The organism is Rhodococcus sp. LB1 (assembly GCF_001583455.1).
Lineage (GTDB): Bacteria > Actinomycetota > Actinomycetes > Mycobacteriales > Mycobacteriaceae > Rhodococcus_F > Rhodococcus_F opacus.
The window spans coordinates 1-24,569 of record NZ_LTCZ01000346.1 but is presented as its reverse complement, the minus strand read 5'-3'; the positions used below and the strand labels follow the sequence as shown (position 1 = coordinate 24,569).

At 67.7% G+C, this 24,569-nt stretch carries 21 protein-coding genes; 5 read left to right on the top strand and 16 right to left on the bottom strand.

The window, feature by feature from the left end:
• Positions 1-169 precede the first annotated feature (169 nt).
• Both AZG88_RS34930 and AZG88_RS34925 read left to right on the top strand, forming a co-directional pair.
• Positions 170-4,060, top strand: coding sequence for a Pls/PosA family non-ribosomal peptide synthetase (locus AZG88_RS34930; RefSeq protein WP_061700381.1), 3,891 nt, complete (start codon positions 170-172; stop codon positions 4,058-4,060).
• Positions 4,057-5,373, top strand: a complete 1,317-nt coding sequence (locus AZG88_RS34925; RefSeq protein WP_179443279.1) for a M1 family metallopeptidase — start codon at positions 4,057-4,059, stop codon at positions 5,371-5,373. The genes AZG88_RS34930 and AZG88_RS34925 overlap by 4 nt, the downstream gene beginning before the upstream one ends.
• A 7-nt stretch (positions 5,374-5,380) precedes the next feature.
• On the opposite strand, the gene AZG88_RS34920 is transcribed toward AZG88_RS34925, so the two are convergent.
• The 10 genes from AZG88_RS34920 to AZG88_RS34875 all read right to left on the bottom strand — a co-directional run bounded on the left by AZG88_RS34920 (position 5,381) and on the right by AZG88_RS34875 (position 14,173).
• Positions 5,381-6,637, bottom strand: coding sequence for an MFS transporter (locus tag AZG88_RS34920; protein WP_005245014.1), 1,257 nt, complete (start codon positions 6,635-6,637; stop codon positions 5,381-5,383).
• Positions 6,634-7,281, bottom strand: coding sequence for a GntR family transcriptional regulator (locus AZG88_RS34915; protein WP_025431735.1), 648 nt, complete (start codon positions 7,279-7,281; stop codon positions 6,634-6,636). Before AZG88_RS34915 ends, AZG88_RS34920 begins: the two co-directional genes overlap by 4 nt.
• 40 nt (positions 7,282-7,321) lie before the next feature.
• Positions 7,322-7,762: a RidA family protein gene (locus AZG88_RS34910; RefSeq protein ID WP_025431734.1), complete on the bottom strand. Its 441-nt coding sequence runs from the start codon at positions 7,760-7,762 to the stop codon at positions 7,322-7,324.
• Entirely contained in the window at positions 7,755-9,347 is a 1,593-nt protein-coding gene (locus tag AZG88_RS34905; RefSeq protein ID WP_005245018.1) for a gamma-glutamyltransferase family protein, read from the bottom strand. The genes AZG88_RS34910 and AZG88_RS34905 overlap by 8 nt, the downstream gene beginning before the upstream one ends.
• Entirely contained in the window at positions 9,344-9,706 is a 363-nt protein-coding gene (locus AZG88_RS34900) for a Rieske (2Fe-2S) protein (protein ID WP_005245019.1), read from the bottom strand. Before AZG88_RS34900 ends, AZG88_RS34905 begins: the two co-directional genes overlap by 4 nt.
• A gap of 29 nt (positions 9,707-9,735) precedes the next feature.
• Entirely contained in the window at positions 9,736-11,178 is a 1,443-nt protein-coding gene (locus tag AZG88_RS34895) for an aldehyde dehydrogenase family protein (RefSeq protein WP_061700380.1), read from the bottom strand.
• Complete coding sequence (locus tag AZG88_RS34890; protein ID WP_005245021.1) at positions 11,175-12,413, bottom strand: NAD(P)/FAD-dependent oxidoreductase; 1,239 nt, start codon at positions 12,411-12,413, stop codon at positions 11,175-11,177. The genes AZG88_RS34895 and AZG88_RS34890 overlap by 4 nt, the downstream gene beginning before the upstream one ends.
• A 16-nt stretch (positions 12,414-12,429) precedes the next feature.
• Positions 12,430-12,786, bottom strand: coding sequence for a Rieske (2Fe-2S) protein (locus AZG88_RS34885; protein ID WP_005245022.1), 357 nt, complete (start codon positions 12,784-12,786; stop codon positions 12,430-12,432).
• 68 nt (positions 12,787-12,854) lie between these two features.
• The gene (locus tag AZG88_RS34880) at positions 12,855-13,574 is read right to left on the bottom strand and encodes a TenA family transcriptional regulator (RefSeq protein WP_005245024.1); all 720 of its coding nucleotides are present in this window, start codon (positions 13,572-13,574) and stop codon (positions 12,855-12,857) included.
• 152 nt (positions 13,575-13,726) lie between these two features.
• A complete protein-coding gene (locus tag AZG88_RS34875; protein ID WP_005245025.1) occupies positions 13,727-14,173 on the bottom strand; it encodes a GlcG/HbpS family heme-binding protein in 447 nt (148 codons plus the stop codon).
• A gap of 180 nt (positions 14,174-14,353) precedes the next feature.
• Between AZG88_RS34875 and AZG88_RS34870 the strand changes: the two genes are divergently transcribed.
• Complete coding sequence (locus tag AZG88_RS34870; protein WP_005245026.1) at positions 14,354-16,045, top strand: PucR family transcriptional regulator; 1,692 nt, start codon at positions 14,354-14,356, stop codon at positions 16,043-16,045.
• 3 nt (positions 16,046-16,048) lie between these two features.
• Here AZG88_RS34870 and AZG88_RS34865 read toward each other — a convergent pair whose 3' ends face one another.
• Positions 16,049-17,431 (bottom strand): MFS transporter, encoded by a 1,383-nt coding sequence (locus AZG88_RS34865; RefSeq protein WP_005245027.1) that lies wholly within the window; start codon positions 17,429-17,431, stop codon positions 16,049-16,051.
• A 314-nt stretch (positions 17,432-17,745) separates the two neighbouring features.
• Between AZG88_RS34865 and AZG88_RS34860 the strand changes: the two genes are divergently transcribed.
• Entirely contained in the window at positions 17,746-19,320 is a 1,575-nt protein-coding gene (locus AZG88_RS34860; protein ID WP_005245028.1) for a hypothetical protein, read from the top strand.
• Between the two features lie 39 nt (positions 19,321-19,359).
• On the opposite strand, the gene AZG88_RS34855 is transcribed toward AZG88_RS34860, so the two are convergent.
• Positions 19,360-20,220 (bottom strand): LysR family transcriptional regulator, encoded by an 861-nt coding sequence (locus AZG88_RS34855; RefSeq protein WP_061700379.1) that lies wholly within the window; start codon positions 20,218-20,220, stop codon positions 19,360-19,362.
• 83 nt (positions 20,221-20,303) lie between these two features.
• On the opposite strand from AZG88_RS34855, the gene AZG88_RS34850 reads away from it, so the two are divergent.
• On the top strand, positions 20,304-21,308 hold the full coding sequence (locus tag AZG88_RS34850) for a bile acid:sodium symporter family protein (RefSeq protein WP_005245031.1): 1,005 nt from the start codon (positions 20,304-20,306) through the stop codon (positions 21,306-21,308).
• A gap of 7 nt (positions 21,309-21,315) precedes the next feature.
• Here the strand turns inward: AZG88_RS34850 and ehuA are convergent, their stop codons facing one another.
• From ehuA to ehuB, 4 genes are read right to left on the bottom strand one after another with little or no spacing between them, the layout of a single operon-like run.
• Entirely contained in the window at positions 21,316-22,077 is a 762-nt protein-coding gene (gene ehuA, locus AZG88_RS34845) for an ectoine/hydroxyectoine ABC transporter ATP-binding protein EhuA (protein WP_025431732.1), read from the bottom strand.
• A 19-nt stretch (positions 22,078-22,096) separates the two neighbouring features.
• A complete protein-coding gene (gene ehuD, locus AZG88_RS34840) occupies positions 22,097-22,741 on the bottom strand; it encodes an ectoine/hydroxyectoine ABC transporter permease subunit EhuD (RefSeq protein WP_061700378.1) in 645 nt (214 codons plus the stop codon).
• Entirely contained in the window at positions 22,738-23,469 is a 732-nt protein-coding gene (gene ehuC / locus AZG88_RS34835) for an ectoine/hydroxyectoine ABC transporter permease subunit EhuC (protein WP_005245036.1), read from the bottom strand. Before ehuC ends, ehuD begins: the two co-directional genes overlap by 4 nt.
• A 22-nt stretch (positions 23,470-23,491) precedes the next feature.
• Complete coding sequence (ehuB, locus tag AZG88_RS34830) at positions 23,492-24,376, bottom strand: ectoine/hydroxyectoine ABC transporter substrate-binding protein EhuB (RefSeq protein ID WP_005245037.1); 885 nt, start codon at positions 24,374-24,376, stop codon at positions 23,492-23,494.
• Between the last annotated feature and the right edge of the window lie 193 nt (positions 24,377-24,569).

Here is a 24,569-nt window from a genome sequence, read left to right as displayed (position 1 = left end):
CGACGAAGAAGAGGGACGAACTTCGACACGTGCGGCGAGAGAACCGGCACCTCCGGGTGAAGAATGGACGACGAAGCCCTACGAACCACCAACTGTTCACCATCTGGCCACTTGATCGTGAGATAACGAGCCGTACGCACCACCACCCGCTCAGAGAAGGAATTCTGGATTGTCTCTCCAGTCGCCGACGGATTCGGACCTGTCGCTCCGTATACCCCGGGAATTCCTCCGCCGTGAATTCGCACCGGCGCCGCGCACCCTCGTCGACATCCTGTTCGCGACGGCCGAGGCGAACCCCGAAGCCACGGCGATCGACGACGGCTCGACGTCGCTCACCTACCAGGAACTGCTCGAGGAGATCCGGCAGACCGCGGAGGTCCTGGCCGAGTCGGGAGTCGGGGCCGGCGATCGCGTCGGAATCCGCATGCCGTCCGGGTCCTGCTCGCTCTACGTCGCCATTCTGTCGACTCTCGCCGTCGGCGCCGCCTACGTGCCGGTCGACGCGGACGACCCCGACGAACGCGCCGAACTCGTGTTCGGTGAGGCATTGGTCCGGTGTGTGATGACCGGGTCGGGCATCACCGCCGGCACCGCGCCGGCCCGGGAGGACTCGCCGAGCGCCCGCCCGCCCACCGTCGACGACGACGCCTGGATCATCTTCACCTCCGGTTCCACCGGCACCCCCAAGGGTGTCGCGGTGAACCATCGCAACGCGGCGGCGTTCGTGGATGCCGAAGCCCGGATGTTCCTGCAGGAAGACCCGATCCGGCCCGGCGATCGGGTGCTGGCCGGACTGTCGGTCGCGTTCGACGCGTCCTGCGAGGAGATGTGGCTGGCGTGGCGTCACGGCGCCTGCCTCGTGCCCGCGCCCCGGTCCCTGGTGCGCAGCGGCATGGACCTGGGCCCGTGGCTCGTCGCGCGCGACGTCAGCATCGTCTCGACGGTGCCGACCCTCGCGTCGTTGTGGCCCGCCGAGGCCCTCGAGGCCGTGCGCCTGCTCATCTTCGGCGGCGAGGCCTGCCCACCGGAGCTGGCGGAACGCCTCGCCGTCGACGGACGCGAGGTGTGGAACACGTACGGCCCCACCGAGGCGACCGTCGTGGCGTGCGGCGCCCTGATGGACGGCAGGGGTCCGGTCAGCATCGGTCTGCCGCTGGACGGCTGGGATCTCGCAGTGGTCGACGGATCCGGTGAACCCGTACCCGAGGGCGAGGTGGGCGAACTGGTGATCGGTGGTGTCGGCCTGGCCCGCTACCTGGACCCCGCGAAGGACGCCGAGAAGTACGCGCCGATGCCGACCCTCGGCTGGGATCGCGCCTACCGCAGCGGCGACCTCGTCCGCCTCGACCGACGCGGACTGCTGTTCCAGGGCCGCGCGGACGATCAGGTGAAGCTGGGCGGCAGGCGGATCGAACTGGGCGAGGTCGACAACGCTCTGCAGAACCTTCCCGGCGTCGGCGGCGCCGCCGCGGCCGTGCGCCGGACCGGAGCCGGTCACCAGGTGCTCGTCGGCTACCTGGTCAGCACCAACCCCGACTTCGACCTCAAGGCGGCGCACGCGGCGCTCACCGAGCAGCTGCCGGGGGCGCTGGTTCCCCGGTTGGTCCTGGTCGACGAACTGCCCACCCGCACGTCGGGCAAGGTCGACCGGAACGCCCTGCCCTGGCCCCCGCCGGGTATCGACGACGCCGCGGAGAAACTGGGTCTCGAGGGCACGCAGGCCTGGGTCGCGGGGCTGTGGACGGCGATTCTCGGCGCCGAGATCACGGGCTCCGACGACGACTTCTTCGAGCTCGGCGGCGGATCCCTCTCGGCAGCCCAGCTGGTCACGGCACTGCGCGAACGGTTCCCCGAAGTGACGGTCGCGCAACTCTACGACCATCCGCGGCTCGGTTCGCTCGCGGAGTACCTCGACGAGCTGGCGCCGATCGACGCCGCCGAACCCCGCATCGTCACGCCGACTCCGCGTCGGAGCCAGCTCGCGCAGATCGCGGCCACGGTTCCGCTCACCACGCTCACCGGCCTGCAGTGGGTCACGTGGCTGGCCATCGCCAACAACGTCTTCTCGTGGTTCACGACGGTGTCGTGGGCGCCCACGGTGTCGTGGTGGTGGATTCTGCTCGCGTTCTTCGCGTTCATCAGCCCGGTCGGCCGGATGGCGATCTCGGTGATCGGCTCACGGATCCTGCTGCGCGGACTCGAGCCGGGAACGTATCCCCGAGGCGGCAGCGAACACCTGCGACTGTGGGTGGCGCTGCGCCTGACCGAGGCCAGCGGCGCCGCGAACCTGTCTGGCGCGCCGTGGATGCTCTACTACGCGCGGGCGCTCGGCGCCAAGGTCGGCAAGGGGGTCGACCTGCACACACTCCCTCCGGTCACCGGCATGCTCGAGCTCGGCGACGGTTGCTCCATCGAACCCGAGGTCGACCTGTCCGGGCACTGGGTGGACGGCGACGTCGTCCACATCGGTGCGATCAAGATCGGTCCGGGTGCGTCGGTCGGCGCCCGGTCCACGCTGATTCCCGGCGCCACCATCGGGCGAAACGCCGAAGTCGAGGCCGGTTCCGCCGTGTTCGGACGCGTCAAGGCCAATCAGCACTGGGCCGGTTCACCGGCGGTCAAGGTCGGCAAGGCCGTCCACCCGTGGCCCGAGGAGACCCCGCGCCGCGCGGCCTATTGGGTTCCCGCGTTCGGCGTGACGTCGATGCTCATCGCCGGACTGCCGATCTTCGCCCTCGTCGCCGGCATCGTAGTCATCGGCTGGTGGATCCGCGACGCCGGCACGATCGGATCCGCCGTACTCCAGTCGCTGGTGATCCTTCCCGTCGCGACGCTCGTCAGCCTCGCCGTATTCGCCCTCCTCACGGTCGTGTCCGTCCGGCTGCTGTCCATCGGGCTGCACGAGGGGTATCACCCGGTCCGCAGTCGCATCGGCTGGCAGGTGTGGGCCACCGAACGACTCATGGACTCCGCCCGCACGTTCCTGTTCCCGCTGTATGCGAGTCTCCTGACGCCGGGATGGCTGCGGCTGCTCGGCGCCCGGATCGGCAAGAACGTGGAAGCGTCGACCGTCCTCATGCTGCCGAAGTTCACCACCGTGGCGGACGGCGCATTCCTCGCCGACGACACGATGATCGCGAGTTACGAACTCGGCGGCGGCTGGATGCACATCGAACACGCGAAGGTCGGCAAGCGCGCCTTCCTCGGCAACTCCGGAATGACCGGTCCGGGTCGGCGCGTGCCCAAGAACGGTCTCGTCGCGGTGCTCTCGGCCACGCCGTCGAAGGCGAAATCCGGTTCCTCCTGGCTGGGCAGTCCCCCGGTCCGTCTCCGCAGGGCGCCCGGCGACACCGACGCCTCCCGCACGTTCCGTCCCCCGGTCCGGCTCAAGATCGCCCGTGCGGTCGTGGAGACGTGCCGCCTCATCCCGGTGACGGTGACGTTCGGAATCGGCCTCGGCGTGCTGTTCGCGCTGCAGGTGATGGCTCACCACATCGGCTTCTGGCTCGCGGCGCTGGCCAGCGGTGTCGTCCTCCTCGTCGCGGGCGCGGTCGCCGGGCTGATCTCCGTGATCGCGAAGTGGCTGGTGGTGGGTCGGATCGGGAAGATCGAACACCCGCTGTGGAGTTCGTTCGTGTGGCGGAACGAGGTGTCGGACGCCTTCGTGGAGACCGTCGCCGCACCCTGGTTCGCCCGTGCCGCCACCGGCACCGCCGTGCTCAACGTCTGGTTGCGGGGTCTCGGCGCCACCATCGGCAAGGGTGTGTGGTGTGAAACCTATTGGCTCCCCGAGGCGGATCTGGTGACGCTGGGCGACGGCGCGACCGTGGAACGGGGGTGTGTCGTGCAGACTCACCTGTTCCATGATCGGATCATGTCCATGGACACCGTCATCCTCGGAGCCGGCGCCACCCTCGGGCCGCATTGTGTCGCGTTGCCCGCCGCCCGGATCGGCGAAGGCGCCACGGTCGGCCCTGCCTCACTCGTCATGCGCGGCGACACCGTGCCGCAGTCCACGCGCTGGCAGGGGAATCCGATCGCCCCCTGGGCGGCGACGTGAAGGCCGAGAAGGGGATCGACGAGCCGGTCGACCCGTACCTCCCCCAGAACGGCAACCGCGGATACCGCGTGTCCCGGTACGAACTCGACCTCACCTATAAGGTTCACAGCAACCGGCTGACAGGCAAGGCCACGATCACCGCGGTCACCACGGAGGCTCGATCCCGATTCGCCCTGGATCTGGCGTCCAACCTGCACGTCACGAAGGTCGCGACCAACGGTTCCCGCAACACGAAGTGGTTACACCGGAACGGCAAGCTGATCGTCACGCCTGCGCAGGCGATCCCCGCGGGCGGCGCCCTCGTGCTCACCGTCCAGTACGGGGGTTCGCCGAAACCGATCCGCAGCGTGTGGGGCGAGGTCGGCTGGGAGGAGCTGTCCGAGGGCGCGCTCGTCGCCAGTCAGCCCAACGGGGCGGCGTCCTGGTTCCCGTGCGACGACCACCCGAGTTCGAAGGCGAGTTACCGCATCGCGATCACGACCGATTCGCCGTATTACACGGTGGCCAACGGTGCGCTGGTCAGCAAGCAGACTCGGGCCAGCCAGACGACGTGGGTGTACGAGCAGACCGAGCCGATGGCGAGCTACCTGGCCACCATCCAGATCGGACCGTACGAACGCCGGAGCCTCGGTTCCGGCGGTGTTCCCATGTTCGCCGTCCATCCGCCGCGGCTGCGTCCGACGTTCGACGTGGACTTCGGCCGGCAGCCTCAGATGATGGACGTGTTCTCCCGGTTGTTCGGTCCCTACCCGTTCGCCGACTACACGGTGGTCGTGACGGACGACGAGCTGGAGATCCCGCTCGAGGCGCAGGGACTGTCGATTTTCGGCGCCAACCATTGCACCGGGCGGCGCTGGTCCGAACGTCTGGTGGCGCACGAACTGGCCCATCAGTGGTTCGGCAACAGCCTGACGCTCGGCCAGTGGCGGGACATCTGGCTGCACGAAGGCTTCGCCTGTTACGCGGAGTGGATCTGGTCGGAGAACTCCGGTGGACATTCCGCGCACCAGCTCGCCCTGCAGGCGCATCAGGGCCTGGCCCGCAAACCGCAGGACCTGGTGATCGCCGATCCGGGACCGCAGCTGATGTTCGACGACCGCGTCTACAAGCGCGGCGCTCTCACACTCCACGCCTTGCGACGCCGGCTCGGCGACGACAAGTTCTTCGGGTTGCTGCGGCAGTGGACGCTGGCCCATCGCCACTCCACCGTCACGAGCGAGCAATTCACCGACCTGGCCACCCACTTCACCGACGAGCCGCTGCGCCGGCTGTGGGATTCCTGGCTCGGCGAGAAGACTCTGCCGCCGATGTGAGCTGCGCTCACTCCGGGTGCGGCAGGTGCGCGCGCCACTTCGTGAGGGCGAGCGCAAGACAGCCCGCGGCCGCGACCGTGCCGAAGACGAACATTCTCGGGTACGTCACCGCCGGGAACGTCTCGGACAGATAGGCCATCACGGCGGGCGTCCCGAATCCCAGGTACGTGAGCGAGTAGAAGACGGCGGTCAGTCCGGCCAGGTCGTCCGGTCCTGCGATCCGCTGAATCTCCTGCAGTCCCGACACCATGGCCATGCCGTATCCGCAGCCGAGCACGACGGCGGCGGCGAGCGCGAGCGGAACGGTCAGCGCCGATGCGGCAACGGCGGCGACGCCCATTCCGGCGAGGACGACGACGAGTGACACCACGACGGCACGCGCGTTGCGGGGGGTGTCGATCTTGCGGCCGAGTGCCTGGATCGCGAATCCCGCCCCGAGACCGACCATGCACATGAGCGCCGAGAACGCGAGCGGCAGCCCACCGGTGTTCCCGGACATCAGCGACGGCAGCACCGCGTAGGCGGCGGCCGCCGTACCGAACACCCATGGTGCGAGCGGTGCGATCACGAACAGGAATCGCTTGTGGGCGGCGGACGGGATCGCGAGGTCGCGGGCGAGCGAGACGCGTTCGGAGACCGGCTGGGCCGCCCGGGTCTCGGGGGCCCGCCACAGTGCGACGGCAGCGGCGACGGCGATCGCGCTGTGCACGACGTAGGACAGGACACTCGGCAGTGGCGCCCACTGCGCGAGGACGCCGGCGACGCCCGCGCCGAGGCCGAATCCGCCGGTCAGGCTCATCGCTGCCCGTCGCGCACCGACACCCTCCGTGGCCGCGGGATCCCACGGCGCGGAGGACAGTTCCTTCACCCAGCTGCCACCGACGGCCATGCCGAGGCCGAGCGCGATACCGCACAGGACGCGGCCGACGATGAGCATCGCCGCGGAGTCGGCGCCGAGGGCCAGGAGCGCGGAACCGGCGATCGTCAGGAACGGTGCCGGGAGCAGGATCGGCCGCCGTCCCAGTCGGTCGGAGAGTGGTCCGCCGAGGAGCAGGGCGGGGACGATCCCGACAACGTAGGCGAACAGGAACAGATCGACCGTGACCGGCGAGAAGCCGTGATCGGCGCGGTACATGCCGAGCAGCGGCGTGAATTCGTTGCCGCCCCACGCGACCGCGAACATGGTCGCGGCCACCAGCAGCCAGGCGCGCGGCGACGCGAGGGCCTCCGGCACCTCCATCGGGGATTCGCGGACGACGGTCATCGCGCAACTCCTCTCGGGTTGAGGGCGTGGACCTGGCGCATGTGGACGAGCACCGCGGCGTCGAACCCGGCGGCGTCGCCCGCTTCGACGAGTTCGGTCAGCTGCTGGTGGTCGGCGATGATCCTGGGCAGCTGTCCCGGATCACGGGTGATCGAGTGTGCCGTCATGCGGCGCTGACGCTCGCGGATGCTGGAGTAGAACGTCGCGAGCAGCGGATTCTCGCCCGCCTCGACGATCATCCGATGGAAGTCGGCGTCGGCGGCGCTGAAGGCGGCGACGTCGCCGCGCTCGGCGATCTCCCGCTGCTCCACGAGGTTCTCGCGCAGGCGGGCGACGAGGAGTTCGCGGGCGTGGGGCTGGTCGGCCAGCACCCGGACGCTGTGCGTCTCGACGAGCTGCCGGGCGTCGACCACGTGTTCCGCCTCGCCGTCCGCGACGGGCACGATGAGCGCGCCCCGCTTCGGGTACAGCCGCATCCAGCCCTCGGACTCGAGCCGGAGGAAGGCTTCGCGCACCGGGGTACGGCTGAGCCCCATGCGCCCGGCGATCTCGCCCTCGCTGATCAGCTCACCGCCGGGCAGACCGCCCGACAGGATGAGCTCCTTGACCTCGCGATAGGCCTGCTCCGCGGCGGAATACAACATAGACACAAGATGTATTTATACTCCGGAGGCGGGTGCGGGTCTATGCGCGAACAGCCACTGTGAGCTCTATCTCCACGGGTGCGCCGGACGGCAGGGCGTACACGCCGATCGCGCTGCGCACCGGCAACGCGTCGAGTCCCAGGCATTCGACCAGCACGTCCGACGCGCCGTCGGCCACCGCGGACAGCTCGCGGAAGTCCGGGGTACACGCGACGAAGACGCTCATGCGCAGGCACCGGGAGATGGCCGCCGTTCCGCCGACAGCCGCGGCGACGGCGGCGATCGCGTTTCTCGCCGCCACCCCGGCCGCCTCCCGGGCCCGCGGGATGTCCAGGTCCCGTCCGACGATGCCGGTAACCGTCAGCACCCCGTCGCGGCGTGGCGTCATGCCGGCGCTGTACGCGATCCCGTCGTGCACGACAGCGGGAATGTAGCGGCCCTGTGGCCGTGGGGCGGCGGCGACGGATTCCTGCTCAGACACCGAGTGCAATTCCTTCCTGGCGGGGGTCGGCGGCGCCGGACAGCAGGCCGCGCGCGGCGTCGAGGGTGATGATCTGCGCGCTTCCACCGGCGGCCCACGGACCCTGCAGTGCGACGTCGTGACCCAGGCGCTCCAACTCGGTGCGCACCTCCTCCGGAATGCGGGACTCGCAGCGCAGCTCCGCCGGGCGACCGACCACATCGGCGTCACTGCCGGGGAAGACGGTGAAGCGGGGTGCCGCGACGGCCTCCGCCGGGTCGAGCCCGTGATCGAGCAGGTGCGAGATCAGTTGCATGTTCCATTGCACCTGCCCGTCCCCGCCCGGGGTGTTCCCGACGTGCAGGAGATTCCCGGACGTATCGGTGATCACCCACGCATTGAGGGTGTGCAGCGGTTTACGCCGCGGCGCCGCGGCGTTGGGATGTCCCGGGATCAAGTAGGACCCGCGGCCGTATCGGTTGTTCAGCACCACTCCGGTGCCGGGGACGGTCATCTTGGCGCCGAACGTGAAGGCGAGCGAGTGGATGAAGCTGACGGCACGGCCGTCGGAGTCCACCGCGACGGTCGAGGTGGTGTCTCCGGCGCTGACGCTGAAGGCGCCCGACGACGCCCGCCGGCCGTCCAGCCGGTCTCTCGCCTCCCCGATCGCGGCCGGCTGGAGCACGTCCCTCCACCCGTCGTTGCCGGCACCGCACGTCGCGAACCGATCCTCGAAGGCCAGACGGGCTGCTCTCGCCATGCGATCGACGGCCGGAGCGGTGAGCCACGGGGAGAAGCCGACGACGCCGTCGTTCAGCGCCGCCTGCTGGAGCACCATCCATCCGGGGGTGGGCAGGGGTGTCTGGTGAACGACAGCACCGGCGTAGTTTCCGCTGATCGCGGCCTCCGGTCGCACGTCGGCGCCTGCCGCCCACTCGTCCCCGCCGAACGGCGCCCCACCGGCGCGGAGCGCCTCGACAGCCTGCCGAGCGAACGAACCGGTGTAGAAACCATGCACGTCGCGCGCCAGTGCACGAATGGACCGGGCCAGGTCGCGCTGCGGCAGCAGCTCCCCGACCTGCGGCAACCGCCCGCCGGGGAGATACACCGCACGCAGTCCGGGGTCGGCGGCGATCGCGGTCTGCGCTTCTCGCACGTCGTCGCGAGTCTTGGCCGAGCAGGGAAGCCCCTTCTCCGCCGCACGCACGGCCGGTGCCCAGAGGTCCGTCAGCGAGCGCGTGGCGCCACCCGCGTGCAACGCACCGAGGGCGGCCGGCGCCCCGGGAACCGCCACCGCCAGTGCCCCGTCGAGGGGAATCGACCGCAGCCCGCGTTCGGTGTAGAAGTCCACGTCACCGCCGTCGGGCCCGAAGCCGCTGCCCCCGATTGTCCACACCGATCCGTCCGGTTCGCGGACGACGGCGAACGCGTCACCGCCGATCCCGCATTGCCCCGGCAACGTCAGCCAGGTCATCGCGGCCATGGCCAACGTCGCGTCGATGGCGTTGCCTCCGTCGGCCAGTACGCGGGCACCTACGGTGCTCGCCGCGGGATGACTGGACGAGACCATGCCGTCGGCGGAGAGAGTGGACGGTCGACGGTTCACTTCATGCACCCCCGCGCGGCCCGCCGGCGCGGGATGGAACTGGTGTCGTCGGGGTCGATGCCGACGAAGATCTCGCCGTCACGTTCCTCGACCGGGTAGGTCTTGATGGCCACCGTCGCCGGTGGGCACACGGGTTCCCCGGTCTCCAGATCGAATACGCTTCCGTGGCAGGAGCATCCGATGCCGTCGTCGACGAGTTTCCCGGACGAGAGCAGGCAGTCCAGGTGTGTGCAGTAGTTGGAGGTGGCGTAGGCCTTCCCGTTCAGGCGGGCCACGGCGAACTCGTGTTCGCCGGCGAAGAAGCGGCGCACGATGCCTTCGGAAACCTGTCCGGAGCGCGCAACTCGAGTGAATTCCATGGTCTTCTCCCTCTGTCGACAGGTAGGTCTCAGGCCGAAGGGCTGAGGTAGACGGTCTTTTCGGCTTGGTAGAACTGCATCATCGAGTCGCCCGCCTGCTCCTTGTGGGTCTGCGTGCTCGATGCCTTGTAACCGCCGAACGGCGCGTTCATGCTCATGCCGGTGGTGGGCTGGTTGATCTTCACCAGACCCGATTCGGAACGGCCCGCGAACGCGAGCGCCTTGGTCACGTCGTTGGTGACGATTCCCGCGCTGAGCCCGAATTCCGTGTCGTTCGCGAGTGCGACCGCCTCGTCGAAGCCGGACGCCCGCAGGAAGACCAGCAGTGGCCCGAACACTTCTTCCGTGACCACCCGCATGCCGGGGCTGCCACCGGCGAACACGGTCGGGACGGCGAAATAGCCGTTTCCACTGTCGAGACTTACTCCGCCACAGACCAGTTCGGCTCCCTCGTCGCGGCCAACCTGCACGTACTCGAGGAACTTGGCGAGCTGCCCCGCGCTCGCGAGAGCCCCCATGCCCACACCCGGGTCGGCGCCCGGGCCGACGGTGATCCCTTCGGCGAGTTCCACCACGCGGTCCAGCAACCGGTCGTGGATCGCGTCCACCGCGATCACCCGGCTGGTGCCCGTGCACGCCTGCCCGGACAAGCCGAAGGCGCCCTTGACGATCAGTGCGGCCGCCTTGTCCACGTCGGCGTCGTCGAGGACCACCACAGGGTTCTTGCCGCCCATCTCGAGCTGACTGCGGCGAGACGGACCCACTGCCGCGTGGATCGCGCGGCCCACGTGGGTGGAACCCGTGAACGTCACGGCATCGACGCGTTCGTCCGCCGCGACCGCGGCACCGGCACGACCGGAACCCTGGACCAGGGCGAGGGCACCGGCCGGAAGTCCCCCGGCCAGCAGCGCCTCGACCAGTCGCTGTCCCATCAGCGGCGTGAGTTCCGACGGTTTGAACACCACGACATTGCCGGCAGCCAGCGCCGGTCCGAGTTTGCGCGACGGAATGTTGAGCGGGAAGTTCCAGGGGGTGATCGCCCCGACGATTCCGACGGGTTCGCGCAGGGTGATGACGAGTCCCTCACCCGGGGTGGGGTATGTACTGCCGGTGGTGCGGAGCGCTTCACCGGCGTAGAAGCGCAGGTTCATCGGTGTGCGACCGACTTCCATGGTCGCCTCGGCCCGGGTCTTGCCCTCCTCGCGGACGAGTTCGTCGACGAGTTCGCCTGCCCGCGTCTCGAGGTGTGCGGCCGCGGCCTCCAGGATTGCCGCGCGGCGTTCCGGGGGCGTCGCGGCCCACTGCGGCGCCACCTTGGCCAGCGCGCTGACGGCGGCATCCACGTCGGCCTCGGTCGAATCCGGGAACACGCCGATCACGTCGTCGTGGTCGGCGGGATTGCGCCGCTCGAACGTTGCTCCGGAGGATGACGGGACCCACTGCCCGTCAATGAAATTGAGTCCCTCGATCATGACACCGTCACCAATTCCTCGTCGTCGTCCATCAGGTCGAACAGGTCGACGTCCTGATCCGCCAACCGGGCCGGCGCGATCGACCGGCCGATCAGTTCTCTGGCCGCGCTGATCTCGTCGCCGCGGTCGAGTGAGAAGGCGCCGCGCACAACACCGCTGTCCAGATAGAAGGCGGTGAACTCGCCGTCGTCGGTGCTGCCGCGGAAGACCAGGTCGGTGTAGCGGGCGGTGCCGGTGAACTGGATGTTCTTGCCGAACTGATCGGACCAGAACCAGTGCGCGGGGTCCACCACCCCGACGCGTCCGAGCATGAGGTTCGCAGTCGCCGCCCCCTGCTTGCTTGCGTTGTCGAAGTGTTCGACGCGAACGTGCCTGCCTGCCGCGTCGGAGAATCGCGCTGCCACGTCGCCGGCGGCGTAGACGTGTGGAATCGATGTCCGCCCCTGTGCATCCACGAGGATTCCGCCGTCGACGGCCAGTCCGGAGGCCTGCGCGACCTCGACGTTGGGGACGATCCCGATGCCCACCACCACGACGTCGGCCTGAAGCACCTCTCCGCCGTCGAGGGCGATGAGCACGCCGTCCGGCCGGGTCGTCACGGTGTCGACCCGGACGCCGGCGCGGACGGTGACTCCGTTCTCCCGCTGCAATCGCGTGCAGACGTCGCCCATCTCGGCTCCGACGATTCGAGCGAGTGGCACCGCGTCCGCCTCGAGAACGGTCACCTCTGCTCCCAGCGCCTGTGCAGTGGCGGCAATTTCGAGCCCGACGAAGCCTCCGCCGATCAGGACCAGACCGACGCCGGGACGAAGTTGGAAGGCGAGCCGTTCGGCGTCGTCGATCGTCCTCAGGTAGTGCACCCGTTCGGATGCAGGCCCGTTCACCGGCATCGTGCGCGGTCTGCCGCCGGTCGCGACGAGCACCGCGTCGGCCGCGATGCTCCGCCCGTCGGACAGTTCGACCGATCCGCCGCTCGCGTCGATCCGGGTCACCGTCGTGCCGGTGAGGAGTTCGACGTTCTGCTTGTCTCGCCACGCGTCGGGAAGCAGCATCAACGACTCGCGATCCTCCTGCCCGGCAAGGAATTCCTTGGACAGTGGTGGCCGCTGATACGGCGCGTGCGGCTCGTCGCCGACGAGGAGGATCCTGCCGTCGAACCCTCGGCGCCGCAGGGTGCGCGCCGCGACGGCAGCGGTCTGGCCGGCGCCGATGGTGACGATGGTGTTCAACGTCATGGGGTCACTCGCTCTCTCAGTCGACTTCGGCGGGCGAAGTCGCGGTCTCGGCGTAATCGGGGCTGCGGGTGAGATCCACGTAGACGACGTCGTCCTCGACCTTCACCGCGTAGGTCGGCTGGCACAGGTCCTGGTCTTCCTCGTAGCCGGTGTCGAGGTCGAACGCCCACTGGTGGCCCGGACAGATGACCCGCCCGTGCAGCAGGGTGCCTTTCGCCAGTGACCGATCCTGATGGATGCACAGATCACGAAAGGCGTAGATCCGGTCGTCGGCCTGGAACAGGGCGACCGCGGTGTCCCCGACCTCGACGCGAAGCTTCCGGCGGCGGCCGAGCTCACGCACGGTGACCAGCCGGGTCCAGTTCGTCTCCATCGTTCTCTCCTGTCGGGCGAGTTGCCTGCGTCCGGAGGGGCCCGATGCGGGCCCCTCCCTTCACACGGTCAGGCGGTCGCGAGCTCGAGGTCGGTTGCCACGTACGTGTCGTAGAGCCCCTTCGTGTACGAGAAGCGCATCTCGGCTCCCCACTGCACGAGTTGCAGGCAGCGCTGCTGCAGCTGCGGGGTATCCGCGTGATCGAGCACGATCTGGTATCCACGCTCACCGTGCACGACGTCCGACGTGATGTGCAGGTCGAAGAATTCGATCTCGTCCTCGGTGAACCCGTACACCTCACGCAGAGGGATGATCTGCTTCTTGTAGATGCTCGGTACCTGCGACTCGAGTCCGACGACGAGCGCGGCGGTGGCCACGACGAAGTGCTCACGCTGCGACACCGCGTAGCACCAGGACTGCAGACCGCGGGTGATCGCGTTCATGTTCGACGGATCCTCGACACGTTCCTTCGTGGTGCCGCACGCCTCGGCGAACTTGATGAGGAGGTCGGTGTGCCGGATGTCGGCCAGTTCCTCCTCGTACATGTTCTGGAGGGTGAAATCCTTTGCATTGGTGAAGGTGTCGGGGGTGTTCGAGTAGATGTTCGCGAGGTAGTCGGCGAAGGGGCCGACGTAGTGGTAGTGGTTCTCCGCCCACCGCGCGAAATGGTGCTTCTCGAGCTTGCCCTCGGCCCACGCCTTGCTGAACGAGGCGTTCTTCGCCTCGCGGCCCTTGATGGCGTTCTCCAGAGCTGCGCGGAAATCGTCCCTGCCTAGAAGTTCGGTCATGATGTGCCTCGTCTTCCTCGAGTATGAGAATGGTTGGAGATGCTCCGACTGGAGTGAATTCGACGTTATCGACTCGCGGCCTGCCCGACCACGGTCGAAGTGACTGCGTTGGAAGGGTTTCGATGTGCACGTTGTCGGCACATCGTGGCCATTCAGCCGGGTACTGCGGCGAGGGCTTCGAACTCGGCCAGCATCGCCGCTCCGACTGCCTTGTCCTGCTTGCCGTTTCCGCCGCTGATACCTACGCCGCCGACGATCTGGCCGTCGAAGACGAGGGGAAATCCGCCGACGAACACCGCGAACTTGCCCGGCAGCATCTGGCTGATGCCGAATGCTTCGTTCCCGGGCAACGCCGGACCGTCGGGAGCCTCGTTGAACAGGTGCGTCGCCCGTTCGTGGCCGGCAGCGGTGAACGCTTTGGCGATCGCGATGTCGACGCCGGTGAGGCGCGCTCCCGGCAGTCGGTGCAGGGCGAGCACGTTACCGCCGTCGTCGCAGACGCACAGGGTCTGCTTGACGCCGATTTCCTCTGCCTTCGCGCGTCCCGCTGCGAGCAGTGGGAGTGCGTCGTCGAGCGTGATTCGGTGAACCTGATGCATTGTCTTCTCCGTTGCGTATTCGGGAGGAAGTGATGCACCGATTTCTATCACCGGCATGGCCGGAGGAACCATGGTCACAATATCCGGCAATCTCGGCGAAATCAGGGCATAGTGCATAGGCAGTGCAGGCGCGCGCTCCGCCATACTGCACTTTTCGATGCCACCCGAGGAGGGTCCGCAGTGGACGACACCACGACACCGAACGCGGAGGACGAACGACTGTCGTTACGCGGCCTCCTGGAAGAGCCCCTGCTCGCGTCGGCCCGGCTGCTGTCCGGCACGGACGCCCAGAGCGGCCCGGTGACGTGGTGCCTGCCGTGGGGTGAGGTGATGAGCCGGCCCGACTCCCTCGCCGAGGTCGCTGTGTACACCCGGCCGGAAACCCTGTCCGCGCACGGACGCGAACTCGAATCGCTGGTGGCACGGGGAGCCGGGGTCCTTCTCGTCGACGGGTCGGCGCCCGCGGGCACGGTCTGGCCGACCGGACTCACGGTCGTGGAGCTGGGATTTCCCGTCGGTTTCACCGCACTCAACCGGCTCCTCGCCGAGCGCGCACTCACCCAGGAAGCGCACGTGATGCGCTATGCCCTCACGGTGCACCAGTCGCTCGCGGGGTTGCTGCACCGCGGAGCGGGCCTGCCGATGCTGATCCGCGAGGTGGCGACGCTGACCTCGGACGTCGCCGTCGCTCTGGACGTCCGGGGGCGGCTCCTCGCCCATGCGGGTCTCCCGGACGCCGAGGACACGGGCACCGTCGCCCTGCTGGAGGCTCTCGCGGACGCCCTGCCGCGGCTCGAGGAATCACCACCGGCACGGATGCACAACGTTCACGTGTTCCGCCTGGAGCATCCGGAGGGACTGTTCGCGCCCACGACGGCAGTCGCCGGGGCCATGCAACTCGCCGGTCGCTACGAGGGCTGGATCGTGGTCGTCGTGCCCGGGGCGAACCCCCGCAGGCACGACATCGCACAGCACCGGGTGGTCGTCGAACAGGCCGGGACGATCATCGGCACCGAGATGCTCCGGCAGCGGAGCGTGGACGAGGCCGAGGAGCGGGCGCGCGGCGACTTCGTCCAGGCTCTGGTGCACGGCAACTTCGCCAACGACCACGACCTGCGCACCCGGGCGGCGCTGCACGAGATCGATCTGGACCTGCACTACATCGTGTTCGTCGCGCCCGGCCTCGTCGACCGGGCGTCGGGACGTCCCGGCGCGAGCATGGTCCGGCTGGCACGGTACGCCGCCGGCGTCCTCCCACGTCCGGGCGTACGTTCTCACGTCACCGTCATCGGCGACGTGCTCGTGGTGATCCGTTCGTTGAGTTCCGTCGACACACCCGGCGTCGAATCCGAGATCAGCGAGTACGCGCACGCCATGTCGCTCGATCTCGAAACCCGTTTGGGTCAGCGGATCCCGGTGGCCCACGGACGTCCCGCGGCGGGCGCCCGCGATATCGGGGAAAGCTACCGCGAAGCCCGCATCACTCTGGGCATCGCCCAGCGGCTCGGGCTGTCCGGTTCGGTGGCGTACAACGACCTGCGCGGGTTCAGTGTGCTCGCCCGCGCGACCGACACCGACGAGAGCCGACGGCTCATCCGTGACGTCCTCGGCCCCCTCCGGGCGTCGAGTTCGCACGCCGACACCGAGGAGTTGCTTTTCGCCTACCTCGAAGAGGGCGGCAACATCAACGCGGCCGCACGGCGCCTCCGGATCCACCGGAACACGATGATCGCCAAGCTCGATCGCACGTCGCGGCTCATCGGCATGGACATCCGGGAACCCGAGAACCAGTTCACCCTGTGGCTGGCTCTCCGTCTCGATCTGCTTTCCCAGGTGCAGGACACCGTCAACCACGAGATCGTGACCCACTAACCCTCAGACGGCCACCGGGTTCTCGCCGGCGAACGTCCCGGCCAATCCGGCGAGCACGACGAGTGCCGCCACGGCGAACAGCAGTCCGTACGGATCGGCCGCCAGGTGCGCGGCCACGCCCACCCAGGCGGCGCCCACGGCCGAACCTCCGAAGCGGATGAGGTTGAACAGTCCCAGCCCCGTTCCGACGGCCCCCGCGGGCGATCGGGTCGAACCGGCCGCGGCGGGCGTCTGGACCATGCCGATCCCCACTCCGGCGACGACGAGCACGGCGCCGACGGCGATCGGGTTCCGGACATCGGCGGACAACGTGATCGCCAGTGCGGCTTGACTACTGATCAAGACCGCCAGACCGGACCGCATCACCACCCGGGCCCCGATCCTGTCGACGAGACGCCCGACGACCGGCGCCACGCACGTCATGACGACCGGCAGCACGAAGAGCATCAGCCCCGCCTGTGTGGTCGAACTGCCCGAGCCCGTCAGGTAGAGCGGAAGCGCGAGCAACAGCGCGCCCAGCGCGAACATCTGGGTGAAGGCGGCGAGAGCGCTACGCAGGAACCGTGATTCGATCACCAGGTCGATGGGCACGAACGGGTTCGCCGCCCGCCGGCAATGGACCACGAACCCGGCCGTGACGACCGCTCCGCCGCCGATCGTCGCGATGCTGACCCAGACGGGAACCTGCTCCATCGAGACGGTCGTGAGGCCGAGGATCAGCAGAACCGCGCCGAGCGTGACGGTGAACGCCCCGATCACGTCGAGCCGCATCTTCTTGCCGGGGTAGCGCGGGATGTAGCGGAGGGTCGCGGCGAACCCGATCAGCGCCACCGGCACCAGTGGCACGAACGCCCACCGCCAGCCCCACCAGTCGCTGACGATTCCGCCCATCGACGGACCGACGGCCTGACCGATCCCGTTCACCGCCGCCCAGGCGCCGACCGCACGCGCCCGACGTGCGGGCCCGAACAGCCACGCGATCAGGCCCATGACAGCGGGCGCGAACGCGGCCGCGGCGATCCCGCCGAGCGACCGCCAGATCACGAGCACGGGCAGGGACGGCGCGAACGCCGCGCCGAGCGAGCAGACCGCGGTTCCCAGCAAGGCGGCGCAGTACACGCGCCGGCGACCGAACCGGTCCCCGACCCACCCGGCCAGCGGCATCGTCGCCGCGAACGTCAGGAGGAATCCGACGACGACGAAGATGCCGCTGCCCAGACCGGCGTCGAAGTCCGTGAGGATCGAGTTCAACGGGACGTTGACGATGTTGTTGCTGACCGTGCCGACGAACGTTCCGGCGAGCAGCGCCGCCAGCGCGGGCGACGTGCCGGGTCCGCGTTCGTCACCCGCGGTTGCACTCTGAGCCTGACCGACCGCCGTGTTCATAGAGTCCACTTTCATTCGAGAATTCGCGTTCCGGCGATGCCAGTTCTCGCCGGGATCCCTTGCCGCACCCCGCTCGCCAAATTTGGTTAGGCAAGCCTAATTATGAACACAGGATTCCGTGAAACGGCCTCTGCCGAGCATTCCTTTACTTGCGCGTGACAACAAGCAATCCCGGCGAAAAATGCCGGGCACAATGCACAAATACGCTGGTTATCGATGTGCACTCTGGACGTTGACCCTGGAAAACGCCCCGCGCAGTATCACTGCACTGTGACTAGTGCCACTAGTCTGTACCTATTTCGAAGGGGCGCACCGTGGATGTAAGTCTCACCGCCGCACATTGGGTGTATCTCGGAGGAATCATCGTCATCCTCGGGACGATGCTCATGCGGAAGAACATCGTCGTCCCCGCCGTCATCGGCACGTTCCTGACCGCCTTCGTGTTCTCCGACAGCCTCGTCACCGGTCTCGCGTCGATTTTCAACGCGAGCCTCGTCGCCGCCCGCGAGCTGTTCAACATCTTCCTCATCATCTCGTTGGTGACGGCGATGCTCGGCGCCCTCCGGCAGATGGGAGCCGACCGGTTGATGGTCGCCCCGTTCCGGCGCGTCATGCGCGGCGGTACCAGCAGCTTCATCGTCCTGGCCGTCGTCACCTACACGATCTCGCTGTTCTTCTGGCCCACCCCCGCGGTTCCGTTGATCGGAGCCGTCCTCATCCCCGTCGCCATCCGCGCCGGCCTTCCCCCGATGGCGGTCGGCATGGCGATCGCGATCTGCGGGCAGGGCATGGCGCTGTCGTCCGACTACATCATCAAGGTGGCGCCGGGTCTGTCGGCGAAGTCGGCAGGAGTCGATCCGGACGTCGTCGCGGACCGCGCCCTGGTGATGTCCCTGATCGTCGGTCTCACCGCGCTTCTCATCGCCTACTTCACGCAGCGCAGGCACATGCGCCGCCCCGCACCGGAACTGCTCACCGACTGGGAGTCACGCGCGGAGAGCGACTTCGGCAAGCCCGGCGGCGACGCCCCCGAGGGCGGTGCGACCCCCACCGGCGGCGGCGCGATCGATCGCGCACCGGCCGAAGCGGCGACGAGTGCCGCTCCCCCGACGACGACGGCCGTCCTCGCCGAACCCGTCACGGCCTCCGCCCGGCAGGTCATCGACGACACGTTCAAGAGCATCCGTGCCGCAAAGACTTTCGCAGTACTCGTGCCCACCGCGTATCTGGCGTTCATCGTCTACCTCATGGTCGGCAAGTTCACCGATCTGGTGCCCGACCTCAAGGGCGGCGACGCGGCGGCGATGGTCGGCGGGATCGCCGCGCTCATCCTGTTCGCCGCGGCCGCGACCAACGACAAGAAGGGCTTCCTCGAGACGACGTCCGAGCATCTGATCGACGGCCTGGTCTTCGCGTTCAAGGCCATGGGCATTGTGATCCCGATCGCCGGATTCTTCTTCATCGGCAACGGTGATTTCTCCGCCGCCATTCTGGGACTTCCCGCGGACGCGACCGGACCGACGCTGCTCTTCGACCTGGTGAACGCCGCGCAGTCCCACCTGCCGCAGAACGCGTTCGTCACGTCGTTCGGCATTCTCGCCATCGGAATGATCGCGGGTCTCGAGGGCTCCGGATTCACCGGGCTGCCGCTCACCGGTTCACTCGCGGGCGCGCTCGGGCCTGCCGTCGGGATGGACCCCGCAACCCTGGCGGCGATCGGTCAGATGGGGAACATCTGGTCCGGCGGCGGAACGCTCGTCGCCTGGTCGTCGTTGATAGCAGTGGCCGGCTTCGCCCGTGTGCCCGTCCTCGAACTCGCCCGGAAGTGTTTCGTGCCCGTGGTCTCCGGCCTGGTGCTGTCCACCGCGCTGTCCGTGCTCATCTTCTGACAGCTCGGCGGCCTCGGTGGGGCGGTTTCCCCGCCGAGGTCACGCGCGCAGTCGATCCGCATTCTCGAGGATGGCGGCACGCAGCGCCTGCTCCGGTTCGCTGAGAACGCTCCGGCGGGCCTCCAGCACGAATTCGACGTCGACGTTGGGCCCCCATTCGTCGCGCGAGCGCATCCGCACCGGCACCAGCCCCGCCGGCGGCAGCGTCTCCGCATGGAACACGACGCCGAGACCCGCAAGGCAGGCAGCCCGCAACCCGTTCAAACTGTCCGTCACACAGGCCACCCGCGCGCCGCGTCCGGATTTCTCCAGGACGTCGAGCGCCGCTTCCCTCGTGATCGACGGCGGCGGATACGCCACCAGCGGCACCGGCCCCTCTGCATCCGGAACGAAGTCGGGTGCCGCGAAGAACGCCAGCCGGTCGGTCCACACCAGTTCGCCGTGCCGGTCTCCTCTGCGACGCTTCCCGAAGACCAGGTCCAGCCGGCCTTCGTGCAGTTGCCGGAACAACACTTCGCTCAACGCCACCGTGAGTTCGAGATCCACGAGCGGATGGCTGCGGCGGAATTCACCCAGAATCCGAGGAAGCTCGTGCAGAACCAGATCTTCGGACGCCCCGAACCGGACGCGTCCTCGCACACCGGATTGCGTGAAGTAGCGCTCGGCGTCCGAGTGCCGCTCGAGTATCGACGTCGCGAAACCCACCATCACCGAGCCGTCCGCGGTCAGCTCGACCGAATGCGTGTCCCGCAGAAACAGGCGGCGCCCGGCGGCCAGTTCGAGCTTTCCGACGTGCTGGCTGACCGTCGACTGCCGCAGGTTCAGTCGCCGGGCCGCGGCGGTGAAACTCCGGGTGCGCGCGACCGCGAGAAAGCTCCGCAGATGAACGGGATCGAACATCACCCATTGTTATCACGGTTCAGCATTACAGTAAACGCAACTATCGTCTTTCGAAATATCCGCGTGTTCCTTACGGTCGAACCATGCTGACGAAGATTCCGCTGCTCAGAAGACTCGATCCGTTCATTCTCGGCATCCTGATCACCGTCGGGATCGCCAGCCTGGTCCCCGCGGACGGCACGGCCCTGACCGCGTTCACCTGGGCCACGAAGGTGGCCGTCGGAATTCTGTTCTTCCTCTACGGCGCCCGACTCTCCACGCAGGAGGCGCTGCACGGTCTGCGTCACTGGCGTCTGCACGTCACCATCCTCGCGGCGACGTTCGTGATCTTCCCGCTACTCGGAATCGCTGCGCGCGTGCTGGTCCCGACGATCCTGACCCAACCGCTGTACCTGGGCCTCCTCTACGTCTGCCTGCTGCCGTCGACCGTCCAGTCGTCGATCGCCTTCGTGTCGATCGCCCGAGGCAACGTGCCCGGCGCCATCGTCAGCGCCTCGTTCTCCAACATCCTCGGCATCTTCGTCACCCCACTCCTCGTCGCATTGCTGATGACGAGCGAGGGGGCAGGCTTCGACGCGTCCTCCGCGATCGGCATCCTCGTCATGCTCCTGCTCCCGTTCATCGCCGGCCAGGCAGTGCGGCGGTGGATCGGTCCCTGGGTGAAGAAGCACGGCGCACCGCTCAAGCTCGTCGACCGGGGATCGATCCTGCTGGTCGTCTACGTCGCATTCAGTGAGGGAATGAACGAGGGGATCTGGGGCACGCTGTCCGCCGGCCGGCTCCTGGCTCTGCTCGCGGTGTGCGCGGTGCTGCTCGCGATCGTCCTGTCCGTCACCTGGTTCGGGTCGAAGCGACTCGGTTTCGACCGGGCCGATCAGATCACGATCACGTTCTGCGGGTCGAAGAAGAGCCTCGCCACCGGTCTTCCGATGGCCACCGTCCTCTTCGCCAGCCAGCCGATCGGCCTGATCGTGCTGCCGCTCATGCTGTTCCACCAACTGCAGTTGCTGGTGTGCGCGTGGATGGCGGGCCGGCTGGCCCGACGCGCCGCAGCCGAGGAGACGGAACTCGCGACCAGTTCGAGCTAGCCCGGAATCAGTCGGCCAGCACGGCCTTCAGGAAGGTCTTGGTGCGCTCGTTCTTCGGCGCGGTGAAGATCGTCGCCGGGTCGCCTTCCTCCACGATCCGCCCGGCGTCGAACATCATCACCCGGTTCGACACGTCCCGCGCGAACTGCATCTCATGCGTGACGATCAGCATCGTGATGTCCGTGGTGCGCGCGACGTTCCTCAGCACGTCGAGGACGTCCGCCACCAACTCCGGATCCAGCGCCGACGTGACCTCGTCGAGCAGCAGAATGTCGGGGTCCATGGCCAGTGCCCTCGCGATCGCGACCCGCTGCTGCTGGCCACCGGACAGTTGCGTCGGATGCGCGGTCTCCTTGTCCGAGAGCCCGACCGTCTCCAGCAACTCGCGAGCCCGCTTCACGGCCGCGGCCTTGTCGAGTCCGAGAACGTGGATCGGCGCTTCGGTGATGTTCTCGATCACGTTCATGTTGGGGAACAGGTTGAACTGTTGGAAGACCATGCCGATCCGGCGTCGTATCCGGCGCACGTACTTCTCCGACGCCGGCACGAGTTTGCTTCCCTTCTCCTCGTGCGTCAACGGTGTCCCGTCGACCCAGATGACACCCTCGTTCACCTTCTCCAGCGTCATGAGCAGCCGCAGGATCGTCGTCTTCCCCGATCCGCTCGGACCGATCAGGGTCACCCGGTCGCCGCGCGCGACCTGAAAATCCAGGTGGTCGAGCACGACGTGGTCGCCGAACTGCTTCACGACGTCGTCGAATCGGATCATCGGGGTTGCTGCGCTCGCGTCATCGGGCAAGACGTCTCTCCAATCGCCGTATGAGCAGGGACGTCGGGTAGCTGGCGACGAGGAAGATCACACCCGCCAGCGTCAACGGTTCGAGGTATTGGAAATGCCGGGCACCGAACTGTTGCGCAGCCGTCACCATCTCCACCACCGTGATGGCGAACAGGAAGGGGGTGTCCTTGAACATCGACACCGCATAGTTGCCCAGCGCGGGGACGACGCGACGGATGGCCTGCGGCAGGATGATCGCCCGCCACGTCCGCGTGGGCGCGATGGACAGCGCCCGCGCGGCCTCCCACTGGCCGACGGGCACTGCTTCGATACCCGCCCGGTACACCTCGGCCATGTACGTCGAATAGTGGACTCCGAGTACGACGACACCGATCTGCAGCGGCGACAGTCCGGTGAACGTGTAGTACACGAACAGAAGTTGCACGACGAGCGGGGTCAGCCGGATGAATTCACTGATCGCGCGGACCGGGACACTCACCCATCGCGGCGCGGCCTGCCGGATCAATGCGATGACGAGTCCGAGAACGACAGAGATCAGGAAACCGAGAACGGTGGCGATGAGGGTGATCTTGAAACCCTCGAGCAGCACGGGCAACGCCTCGAACGCTCGGTCCCAACTCCACTCGACGCTCATTGCTTCGCGGCCTCCAGTCCCCGTGGATCGGAGGGCGCGAGGCTGAAGATCTCACGCAGGGACGGCCCTGTGCCGAGGCGATTCTTCGCCCGCACCTCCAGCGCGTTCATCACCAGTGTCAGCACGTAGCCGATGACGAAGTAGATGACGAGCCCGACGCCGAACGCGAAGAGGGTGTTCCCGGTCGTCTGCCGGAGCTGGTCGATCTCGAAGGTCAGGTCCTGCAGAAGGATATAACTCGCGAGCGCCGTGCCCTTGAGGAGCTGGATCAGGAGGTTCGTCAACGGTGGAATCATCTCGGCCCAGGCCTGCGGGAAGACCACCCGGCGCAACCGCTGCCAGTGACTGAAGTCCAGTGCCGTCGCCGCCTCCCATTGTGATTGCGGCACCGAGTTGATCGCGCCGCGCACCACCTCGGCTCCGTAGGCGCCGTAGTTCAGCCCGAGCGCAAGGATTCCGCAGAGCACCGGGTCGATGAGATAGCCGAACAGCGGAACCACGTAGAACAACCAGAAAAGCTGCACCAACAACGAAGTGCCCCGGAAGAATTCGATGAACGCGCGAGCCGATCCTCTGATCACGATGTTGTGCGCACGGGCTGCCAACCCGAGCGCGAGCGCGAGGACGAACGCGAGGAGGGCACCTCCCGCCGTCAGTTGGAGCGTGACGACGATGCCTTCCTGGATGCTCGGCCACGCATCCAGGAAGGCGTCGATGTTCTCCTTCACAGGCAGCAGACCTCTACGGCGATCAGCCGGCCCCTCCGCAGAGTTTGGCGGTGGTCAGGTTCGGATCGGGCAGTTCCTCCGCGGTGAATCCGAACGGTCCGACGATGGACAGGTACTTGTCCTTGTCGGAGGTGATCTTGGCGAGCTCGGCGTTGTAGGCGTCGCGCAACTCGGTGTCCTCCTTACGGAAGACCGTGCCGCCGGCACCGACCTGGGGTACCCCGTCGATCTCGGCGACGAAGGAGCTGGTCACCTCCACCGGGGCCTGTGGGTTGTTTTTCGCCAGCCAGTTCAGCGAGATCCCGGTGAGCGCAAAGACATCGGCTCGCCCGTTGGCGACGGCGTCCATTCCATCTTGCGGCGACGCCACCTGCATTGCATCGATCCCGAGCTGCTGCGCGTAGTCCGATTCGATCGCCCCGGTCATCGCGGCCATCCGCACCCCGCTCTGCTGCACCGACTGCATGTCGGTGAGGTTCGCGGGATTGCCCTTGGGCACCATCAGCGCGGTCGTGTAGTTGAACTCCGGCTCACTGAACGCTGCCTGCTCGCACCGCTGCGGCAGGATCGACATACCCGCGCTGACGACGTCGAAGCGGCGGGCCTGCAGTCCGGGTATGAGCGCTCCGAAGTCGGTACTCACACCCTCGACGTTGTCGATGCCCAGGTTCTTGAAGATCTCGCGGTGCAGGGCCACGGTGGCGCCGGTCAACTGGCCGTCCTGCTCGAAGCTGTACGGCGCCTCGCCGGCGAAGCCGACGGTCACCGTTCCGCTGTCCTGCAGTTGCTGGAGGAGCGATCCGCCGCTGGTCGTGTCGGTCTTCGTGCACCCCGCCAGGGAGCCGGCGGCCACCATCATGCCTGCGAAGGCGACAGCCGCTCTGACCGCCGGACGTTGTTTCGACATCGTGCTCGTCACCACAGATTCCCTTCGTCACCTCGGGTGATCCGGGAGGACGCGCACCGCACGGCACGATCCCAACGGATCTGCCCGGGCCACGTTACGCAGGCGAAGGACCTGCCATAGGGGAACCGAGGGGACGTTACCGCAGCGTTATCAAGTTGCGGTCGGCGAAAGTCCCTGGGAATGCCGAAAGCCC